Source organism: Pigmentiphaga sp. (assembly GCF_019689535.1).
GTDB lineage: Bacteria > Pseudomonadota > Gammaproteobacteria > Burkholderiales > Burkholderiaceae_B > Pigmentiphaga.
The window spans coordinates 1-6644 of record NZ_JADGHH010000185.1; the positions used below are offsets into that span (position 1 = coordinate 1).

A 6644-nucleotide genomic window follows, 5' to 3' on the forward strand; every position below is an offset into this window, starting at 1 on the left:
GTCGTGGGGGCGGTGCAGAACGACTATGCGGCGCGTGCCGGGGTCGATCCTTCGCAGGTCGTGGTCTTCCCGGACGTCGTGAGCGCGGTGGAGGGGGTCGTGGCCGGCCGGGCTGACGTCTATGCGGCGACCGCGCTTACGATCAATTATGTGTTGACCAAAGTACCCGAGTGGCAGATCGACAAAGTGGCGAAGTTCGTCCAGCCCACTGAGAACGGCGTCCCCATCCGCGGCTACGGCGCCTTCGGATTCCGCCAGGACGACACGGCGCTGCGCGAGGCCTTCGACCGGGAGCTCGCCGGTTTCATCGGCACGCCCGATCACCTGCGCTTGGTCGAGCCATTCGGATTCACCGAGCAGGAACTGCCGGGAGGCGCAACCGCTGCGCAGCTTTGCGGGGAGGCTCCCGCCGCAGCAGCCAACCCGTCATGACGGGGCTTTACGATTTGCTGCCGCCTTTGCTGCGCGGCCTGGGCGTGACCTTGGTGATCACGGGCGGCGCCGCCGCCTTGGCCGTGCCGAGCGCATTGGTGGCGGGCCTGTGCCGGCTGTCGCACCGGCGCTGGGTGGCCTGGCCGGCAGCCTGCTATGTCGAAGTATTCCGAGGCACCTCGGCGCTGGTGCAGCTTTTCTGGGTGTATTACGTGCTGCCGTTACTGGGGGTACGGTTGCCTGCCATGTGGGCCGGCATCCTCGTCCTTGGCCTGCACACGGGGGCTTATGGTGCGGAGATCGTGCGCGGTGCGATTGCCAGCGTGCCTCGGGGGCAAACCGAGGCGGCCCGCGCGCTCAACATGACGCCCCGCGCGACGCTATGGCGCGTGGTGTTGCCGCAGGCGGTGAGCCTGATGCTGCCCCCGGCGGGCAATCTGTTGATCGAGTTGCTCAAGAACACTGCGCTGGTGTCGCTCATCACCATCACAGACCTGACCTTTAGCGCGCAGCTGCTGCGCAGCGAGACCTTCCGCACCGTCGAGGTGTTCTGCATCGTGCTGGTGATGTACTTCCTCGTGGCGCAGGCATTGAACGGCGGCATGAGGCTGCTCGAGCGCCGGGCCAACCGGTACCGGGGGAGGGGCTGATGGTGCCGGCAGGCAAGCCGCTCTTCGATTGGGACTTCGCGCGCGAAGTCATGCCGACGCTCATGCAAGGCCTGGCCGTGACCGTGCAGGCTACCTTGCTGGGGATGGCCCTGGCGGCAGTGCTCGGCCTGGTGCTGGCGCTGCTCAGGCGTGCGCGCCTGCAACCAGTTTCGTGGAGCGCCGCGTTTCTGATCGAGTTCATTCGCAGTACGCCATTGCTGGTGCAGCTGTTTTTCCTGTTCTACGTACTGCCGGTCACGGGCGTGCAATTCTCGCCGCTCACGACGGGCGTGCTGGGGCTGGGCGTGCATTACGCGGCGTATTGTGCGGAGGTGTACCGGGCCGGACTCGAGAGCGTGCCGCGCGGCCAGTGGGAAGCGGCGCAGGCGCTTAATCTCGGCCGCTGGCGCACGATGCGCGACATCATCCTGCCGCAGGCCATCCCGCCCATCGTGCCGGCCCTGGGCAATTATTTCGTGGCCATGTTCAAGGACACGCCGCTGCTGTCGGCCATTACCGTGGTGGAAGTCCTGCAGGCCAGCAAGATCGCCGGGTCGGCCACGTTCCGCTACACCGAGCCGCTGACGCTCGTCGGCCTGATTTTCCTGGTGCTGAGCCTGGGCGCGGCCTGGCTCGTCAGGAAGGCCGACGTGGCGTTGCGTGCGGGAAAACGATGAGCAGGGAGCAAGCATGAGTGCCAGTGTGTCCTTGGAAAACGTCCAAAAGCGCTACGGCGACGTGGAGGTGCTGAAGGGGCTCAGCCTGCACATACCGGCGGGGCAGACGGTGGCGCTGATCGGCCCGTCAGGGTCGGGCAAGTCGACGCTGCTGCGCCTGTTGATGACGCTGGAGCGCCCGGACGGCGGCCGCATTTTGATCGACGGCGAGTCGATGTGGACGGAGCCCCGCAACGGTGGGGAGGTTCCGGCGCGAGACTCGCACGTCCGCAAGCTGCGGGGCAAGATAGGCATGGTGTTCCAGCACTTCAACCTGTTCCCGCACATGACGGCGTTGCGCAACGTGGCCGAAGCGCCCCGGTACGTCTTGGGCCTCGGTCGGGAAGAGGCCGAGCAGCGTGCCCGCGAGTACCTGGAGATGGTGGGGCTGGGCGATAAGCTCGACCAGTACCCTGGAAATCTTTCGGGGGGGCAGAAGCAGCGGGTCGGAATCGCGCGAGCCCTGGCGATGCGGCCCGAGGTCATGCTGTTCGACGAGGTGACGTCAGCCCTCGATCCGGAACTGGTGGGCGGCATATTGGAAATCATGCGCGACCTGTCTGCGCGCCGGACGATGACCATGATCATCGTTACCCACCAGATGCGCTTTGCCGAGCGCTGCTCTGACCGCACGTTGTTCTTCGAGGCGGGACAGATACTGGAAGACGGGCCGTCGAGGGAGGTTTTCGCGAATCCGAAGCATCCGCGCACGCGCCAGTTCCTGGACGCTGTCATCGACGCCTGAAGATGGCGCGGCAGGAAGCGGGGGACGGGGTAGACTATAGGCCGGTTGCCGCGGCGCCGTGAACCGTCAACCCGTCAGGAAATCGTTCTGCCATGCGTTGCCTGGTCATAGAAGACGAAATCGATACGTCCCGCTATATTTGCAATGGCCTTCGGGAAGCCGGCCATGAGGTGGTCGCCTGCCGGGATAGCGCCGAAGGCTTGAATCTCGCCATGAGGGAGAGTTGGGACGTCATCGTCCTCGACAGGATGCTGCCGAACGACGTAGACGGCTTGTCCATCCTGGGCACCCTGCGTGGCGTCGGCAAGTCTACGCCCGTACTCATCCTGAGCGCCTTGGCCGGGCTGGACGAACGCGTGCGCGGGTTGCGCGGCGGGTGCGACGACTATCTGACCAAGCCGTTCGCCTTCTCCGAACTGGCCGCACGGCTGGAAGCCCTGTATCGCCGCTCCAAGGCTCGCGACGACGTGCGCGAACTGCGCATTGCCAATCTCAAGGCCGACCTCACCAAGCGCACGGTCGAACGCGACGGCAAGGTCATTACCTTGCAGCCGCGGGAATTCCGGCTGCTGGTTTACCTGCTCCTGAACCAGGAGCAGGTCGTTACCCGGACCATGCTGCTGGAAGCGGTCTGGGATTACCGGTTCGATCCCCAGACTAACGTCATCGACGTGCAGATCAGCAGGCTGCGCAACAAGATCGACAACGGCTTTTCGCCCCAGCTGATCCACACGGTGCGCGGAGTGGGCTACATGATTTCGGCGTCTCCGCGGTGAGCGCTGCGCACGACGATTACCCCGGTCGGCAGACGGGCCCGCTCGCATTCGCGCGGCGCCTGTGGCAGTCGGTCGCGTTCCGTCTGGCGCTGGGGTACGGCGTCTCGGTGGTGCTGTTCATGATGGTGCTGCTGTCGGTGCTGTACGTGCAGACCATTGGCGTGCTGCAGAATCGCATCGACAAGCAGCTGATGTCGGCCCACAACCGCTTGATGAATCATTACGAGAGCGGTGGCCTGGACCGGGTGGTGCAGGACATCACCGAAACCCTCTCCGACGGCCTCAATTCAGACACTGAAGTCTATTTGCTGGTCACCGCCGCGGGAAGAAGGCTGGCAGGCAATCTTGCCGTGTCGCGGGACTTGCTCAAACCATCTTTCGGCATCATAGAAAGGCAGGTGCAGCGCGACGGCAGGCCGTCCATCAGCCGGATCCGCGCCGACCGGCTGCCAGACGGGTCCATACTCGTCGTGGGGCGCGACATGCACGACCAGCGGGAGCTCGAGCAGCTGATCAGCAACGCGCTACTGGCCGCTGCCGTCGTCTCGGTGCTGCTGGCCATGCTCGGCGCCATCGTGTTCCGGGACCAATTGGAAAGCCGGGTCGGCGCGATACGGCGCACCGCGGCGCAGATCGAGGCGGGTGACCTGAGCCAGCGCATTCCCGTTTCGGGCAAGGATGATGAATTCGCGCGCCTGAGCCATGACATCAACTTGATGCTCGATCGCATCGAGATCCTGATGGACGGCGTGCGTCACGTCTCGAATACCATCGCGCACAATTTGCGCACACCGCTGTCGCGCATACGTGCCAAGCTGGAGCTGGCGAGCCGCCCGGGCACGGACCAGGCTACCTTGGAGGAGGCCACGGCTTTCGCGATCCGGCAGATCGAAGAACTCACCGTCGTATTCGATAAGCTGTTGCAGATCGCAGAGGCCGAATCGGGAGCGCGCAGGCAGTCCTTCCAGCCCGTATCGCTCAACGAGATCGCGGCGGACGTGGCCGAGCTCTACGAGCCCGTGGCCGAAGAAAAGGGCGTGGAGCTGCAGCTGCAGATGGACGAGGACGTCATGGCCGCAGGAGACAAGGATTTGCTGGCGAGTGCGGTGGCCAACTTGGTCGACAACGCCATCAAGTATGCCGGCAGCCCGGCGCGCGTGGTGATCGGCACGCGCCGGGAGGGCGATGCGGTCTCCATCATCGTCCAGGACAATGGGCCCGGCATACAGGCCATCGAGCGCGCCAAGGTCGGGACGCGTTTTTTCCGGCTCAATCGGCGGGTGCCGGGCTATGGCCTCGGGTTGGCCAGCGTGACCGCTATCGCCGGCCTGCACAATGCCACGCTGCACCTGGACGATGCGGCTCCGGGGCTAGTGGCGCGCATCACGCTGCCGCGCCTGGGAAACATGACGAAACGGTAATGTTTCGGCCATGACGGCGGCTTGCCCGCGTCGGTAATATCCTCGATTCAGTTTTTGGTCGCGACGGCCGGCGCCGACGGTCGTTCCTGAGCAATCGAAGGGTAGTCATGCCGCAGCGTTTCGTGCGCGTTTGCGCCGTTTTCTTGTTTTTCCTGGCAGCCTGTTCGGATCCCCAGCCCCCATCGACTGCAGCAACGCAAGACGCAGAACCGCTTCCCCCGGGCCAGGTCCGCATCAGGCCGGCCTCGCTCAAGTACATGGAAATCCAGGAAATCGGCACGGAAGGGGCCGAGCACGTGGTCTGGGCCCCCGCTCGCGTGGCGTTTCGCGAAGAGCAGGTGAGCGAGGTCATCGCCCCGGCGCCCGGCAGGGTGTTGCGCGTCCATGCGCAGGTCGGCGATGCGGTCAAGGCCGGCACGCCGCTCGTCACGCTATCCAGCCCTGAGGCCTCGCGCATACGCGCCGGCTACGCCAACGCGCAGGTCGAACTGGGCGTGGCGGAGGCAGAGGCGCGGCGCCAGCGGCTGATGATGGAAAAGGGCATAGGCATCGAAGCCGAGCTGCTGGCGGCGGAGGCGCGGCTGAAAGAAGCGCGCCACAATGTCGAGGTGGCGGCGCGCGCCTCGGGGTTCCTGGGCAGTGGCGGTGGCGATGAGGTGGTGCTCAAGGCGCCGCGCGCAGGGGTCGTCATCCACCGCAACGCCATGCCCGGTGCGACCGTCGCGCCCGATACCGGGCCGCTTTTCACCGTGGGCGACCCGCAGGCCTTGTGGATCCATGCCGACGTCTTCGAAAGCGACCTGAGCACGATCGCGCAGGGCGCCCCGGTCCAGGTTGTCGTGGCCTCGCTCGACCGCCCGCTTGCCGGCAAGGTCGTGCGCGTGGCTTCCGCACTGAACGCGCAGACCCGGCGCGGGCAGGTCTATATCGATCTCGATCAATCGAATCCCCAACTGCGCGCCGGGATGCTGGCGCGGGTCGGCATCAAGATCCGCAGCGCCGATGGTGTATCCGTGCCGGTGAACGCCGTGCTGATCAAGGACGGACAGCGCTCCGTCGTCTTCGTGCAGGTCTCGGAAACCGTATTCGAGGCGCGCACCGTCGTGCTGGGGCAGCCATCCAACGGCTACATACCGGTGCTTTCCGGCATCGAGCCGGGAGACAAGGTCGTCGTCAAGGGTGGGCTGCTGCTCGACGGCGCCGCCAGCCAGCTGCTCTGAGGGAGACGACGTGCGTTCCCTCATTGCGTTGGTCGTGCATCGCCGCCTCGTCGCGCTGACTGCCACCCTGCTCGTCGCCATCTACGGTGTTTACGCCTTCCTGAATACCGCGATCGAAGCCTATCCCGACGTCACCAACGTTCAGGTCGGCATTATTTCGCTCGCGCCCGGCCTGGCGCCGGAGGAGGTCGAGCGCCAGGTGACGCTGCCGCTCGAGCGCGTGCTCAACGGCACGCCGGGACTCCAGTCCCTCCGCTCAGAAAGCTATTTCGGGCTGTCCATGATCACCATGGTGTTCCGCGACGGCACCAAGAGCTTCAACGCGCGCGTGGAGGTGACGCAGCGGCTGCCCGCGGCCGACCTGCCCGAGGGGGTGACGCCGGAAATGGCGCCCGACAATACGCCGCTCGGCAAGATCTTTTATTACCGGCTCAATAGCGACCGCCACACCTTGGACCAACTCCGTTCGGAGCAGGAATGGACCGTGGCCCGCGTGCTCAAGCAGATCGAGGGCGTGGCGGACGTGGTGAGCATGGGGGGGTTCGTCAAGGAATTCCACATCGAGGTCGACCCCGCCAAGCTGATGGCTCACCGGCTGACCCTGGATCGCGTGGTCGAGGCTGTCTCCAAGTCCAACCAGAACGTGGGGGGCGGGCTGCTCCAGCGGGGTGAGCAGGCGTTGAT

General features: G+C 65.4%; 8 protein-coding genes. All 8 read left to right on the plus strand.

From position 1 onward, the window contains the following. Positions 1 to 432, plus strand: a 432-nt coding sequence (locus IRZ12_RS14240; RefSeq protein WP_296469620.1) for a transporter substrate-binding domain-containing protein, incomplete at its 5' end; no start/stop codon positions are given. Further along, a complete protein-coding gene (gene ehuC, locus IRZ12_RS14245; RefSeq protein WP_296469623.1) occupies positions 429 to 1082 on the plus strand; it encodes an ectoine/hydroxyectoine ABC transporter permease subunit EhuC in 654 nt (217 codons plus the stop codon). The genes IRZ12_RS14240 and ehuC, both read left to right, overlap by 4 nt. Then, positions 1082 to 1759 (plus strand): ectoine/hydroxyectoine ABC transporter permease subunit EhuD, encoded by a 678-nt coding sequence (ehuD, locus tag IRZ12_RS14250; protein WP_296469625.1) that lies wholly within the window; start codon positions 1082 to 1084, stop codon positions 1757 to 1759. Before ehuC ends, ehuD begins: the two co-directional genes overlap by 1 nt. Before the next feature lie 13 nt (positions 1760 to 1772). Further along, positions 1773 to 2543, plus strand: coding sequence for an ectoine/hydroxyectoine ABC transporter ATP-binding protein EhuA (gene ehuA / locus IRZ12_RS14255; RefSeq protein ID WP_296469628.1), 771 nt, complete (start codon positions 1773 to 1775; stop codon positions 2541 to 2543). Positions 2544 to 2635: 92 nt separating this feature from the next. Then, on the plus strand, positions 2636 to 3319 hold the full coding sequence (locus IRZ12_RS14260; RefSeq protein WP_296469631.1) for a response regulator transcription factor: 684 nt from the start codon (positions 2636 to 2638) through the stop codon (positions 3317 to 3319). Then, on the plus strand, positions 3316 to 4740 hold the full coding sequence (locus IRZ12_RS14265; RefSeq protein ID WP_296469633.1) for a HAMP domain-containing sensor histidine kinase: 1425 nt from the start codon (positions 3316 to 3318) through the stop codon (positions 4738 to 4740). The genes IRZ12_RS14260 and IRZ12_RS14265 overlap by 4 nt, the downstream gene beginning before the upstream one ends. Before the next feature lie 107 nt (positions 4741 to 4847). Continuing rightward, positions 4848 to 5960, plus strand: a complete 1113-nt coding sequence (locus IRZ12_RS14270; protein WP_296469636.1) for an efflux RND transporter periplasmic adaptor subunit — start codon at positions 4848 to 4850, stop codon at positions 5958 to 5960. A gap of 10 nt (positions 5961 to 5970) precedes the next feature. Further along, a partial coding sequence (locus tag IRZ12_RS14275; RefSeq protein WP_296469638.1) for an efflux RND transporter permease subunit occupies positions 5971 to 6644 on the plus strand: 674 nt, incomplete at its 3' end.